General features: G+C 62.8%; 3 protein-coding genes and 2 pseudogenes. 4 read left to right on the top strand and 1 reads right to left on the bottom strand.

Going from position 1 to position 2,064, the window contains the following annotated elements; translation table 11 throughout:
- Window positions 1-143, top strand: a pseudogene (locus VN856_RS24815) (enoyl-CoA hydratase); the annotation flags it as partial.
- On the opposite strand, the gene VN856_RS24810 reads toward VN856_RS24815, so the two are convergent.
- The gene (locus VN856_RS24810; RefSeq protein ID WP_325694276.1) at window positions 144-803 is read right to left on the bottom strand and encodes a polysaccharide deacetylase family protein; all 660 of its coding nucleotides are present in this window, start codon (window positions 801-803) and stop codon (window positions 144-146) included.
- 215 nt (window positions 804-1,018) lie between these two features.
- Between VN856_RS24810 and VN856_RS24805 the strand changes: the two are divergent.
- The 3 genes and pseudogenes from VN856_RS24805 to VN856_RS24795 all read left to right on the top strand — a co-directional run.
- Window positions 1,019-1,150: pseudogene (locus VN856_RS24805) on the top strand (helix-turn-helix domain-containing protein); the annotation flags it as partial.
- 24 nt (window positions 1,151-1,174) lie between these two features.
- Complete coding sequence (locus tag VN856_RS24800; protein WP_325694278.1) at window positions 1,175-1,588, top strand: hypothetical protein; 414 nt, start codon at window positions 1,175-1,177, stop codon at window positions 1,586-1,588.
- Window positions 1,585-2,064 (top strand): alpha/beta hydrolase (locus VN856_RS24795; RefSeq protein ID WP_325694275.1); only part of this gene is annotated, 480 nt, incomplete at its 3' end. The genes VN856_RS24800 and VN856_RS24795, both read left to right, overlap by 4 nt.

Here is a 2,064-nt window from a genome sequence, read left to right as displayed (position 1 = left end):
CCGACGACGGCGTCATCCCGGATGAGGAACCCGCCTGGGCGCGTACCGTACGCGAGTTCGGCGCGTTGCTGAGAACCGAGGATGCCAAGGAAGGTCCGCTGGCGTTCGCCGAGAAGCGTCCGCCAGTTTGGAAGGCTCGGTGATCAGCGGCCGAGCGGCATCAGGTGGTCGACAGGACTAATGATGCGGCCGTCGGCGATCGGCACGCACTCGGTGGGCAGTTCGGCAGTCACTGCCACCCCCTCGCGATGCAGCTCGTCGAGAAATCGTGGTAGCGCGCCCATGGCCCCGGACGCCACGTCGTGGATCACCACCACTGTGTGTTCTCGCGCCCGGACGTCGGTTAGTGCGCGGGCGACCCAACCGCCCGGGTCCGCCCAATCGCGCGGCACGCTGTTCCATAACACGCAGGTGTACTTCCCGCTGACCAGATAGTCGACCGCACTGCGGTTAAGGCACCTTCGGTCTAGCTGTCCCTCAGTGCCCCATGGCCGGAAGAGGAAGCTGTCACCGGTGAATTCCCGCAAAATATCGCGGGCCGTGGCGATTTCGGCGATGGTTTCCTGCTTACCCAACTCGCCCAGTGGTCGGCCGTGCGTCAGCGAGTGATTGCCCACTCGGTGACCATCCCGAACCATTCGGGTGAGCAGGGCGCACGCTGCCGCGTCTCCGTCTACGCGGTTGGCGACGACGAAGAAGATCGCCGGCAGTGATCTCTCCGCGAGGATGTCGAGCACCTGGTCGGTCACACCGGGCGTCGGTCCGTTGTCGAAAGTGAGTGTGACCCGTCTACCTCGCGGCACAGCGTTGGCTGACCTCTCCTACTCCACGCCGACGCGCTCGTCCCTCCCCTCAGGGGACGAGTGCGTCAGCTGGCAACGCTTAGCTCTGAGTTGTCGCCATATGGGTACTAACTGACCGATCAGTCAGCTACTCTATCTCGGCCCACTGAAAACAACCAACGGAGACTCCGTCGACAACGGCCGAACCGAGTCCATCCGCTGCGACAAACGCCCGAATGCGTATCCTCGCGGCGGCTTTCGCGTGCTTCTGCGAGTTTGGTTACGAGAAATCCTCGATGAAGCGGATCGCCCTACGCGCCGGTGTCTCGCAACCCCTGCTTCACCACCACTTCGACACCAAAGAACGGCTGCTCTTGTCGGCGATTGGCCAGATGGCCGCTGACATCTTCTCGACGGCCGCCGACCTGTTGCCGCAGCAAGGATCCGTCGTTGAGCGGCTGGATGCGGCAAGAGAACTGCTGTATGCGCTTTTCGTCAACAATTTGCTCGCCGCATCGTTCACCGTGGAATTCGCCGCCGCAGCAAACCACAATGAATCCCTCAAACAAGCCTATGCGGACCACCAGAAAACCCAACGGCGGAATGTCGCGCGCTTCATCGAAGATCTAACTCCCGGCGCAGAGTCCGACTTGTCTGTCGGGCTTATCGAGACATTCCTTCTCGGGATGGCGATGCGCCGCCCCTTCAACAACGATGAGACCGCATTCCGGGCCGAGTTCGACGCCCACGCTCAACTGTTGATCGACCATCTCATCGCGCAAGGAACGGAGCGGTCAGCGCCATGACGACCGTCGAGCCGGAAGGCGGGCTCGAGTCCCCAGTTGAGGGGAGCATTGCGGGCAGCAAAGGCACGCCCCTTTTCCTGACCCGCTACGAGCATCCGAACGCCCAATACACGCTGCTTCTGGTGCATGGCACGGCGGGTTACAGCGCGGCTTACCACGATTTCGCCGAGCAATTCCGACGCCGCTTTCCTGCTACCGTCTGGGCCTTCGACTTGACCGGCCACGGGCGCACCCCGGGCCCGCGAGGCGTGTTCACCTTTGATGACTTCCTCGAGGACGTCCGTGCTGTGTCCGACCACGCGGCCGAACGCACCGGTGTTCCCGTGGTGCTGCACGGGGCCAGTCAGGGCGGCGAAGTTGCATTCCATGCGCTCGCCCGATGTCCGCGGGTGGCCGGAGCCGTGTGCATGAATATCTTGCTGAACGACGAGCTGCCGATGAACCGGGCGATTCGGTTGATGCGTTCACCGATGATG

This window comes from Mycobacterium sp. (assembly GCF_035603715.1).
GTDB lineage: Bacteria > Actinomycetota > Actinomycetes > Mycobacteriales > Mycobacteriaceae > Mycobacterium.
The sequence above is the reverse complement of the archived record's forward strand: the minus strand, read 5'-3'. Positions and strand labels throughout refer to the sequence as shown.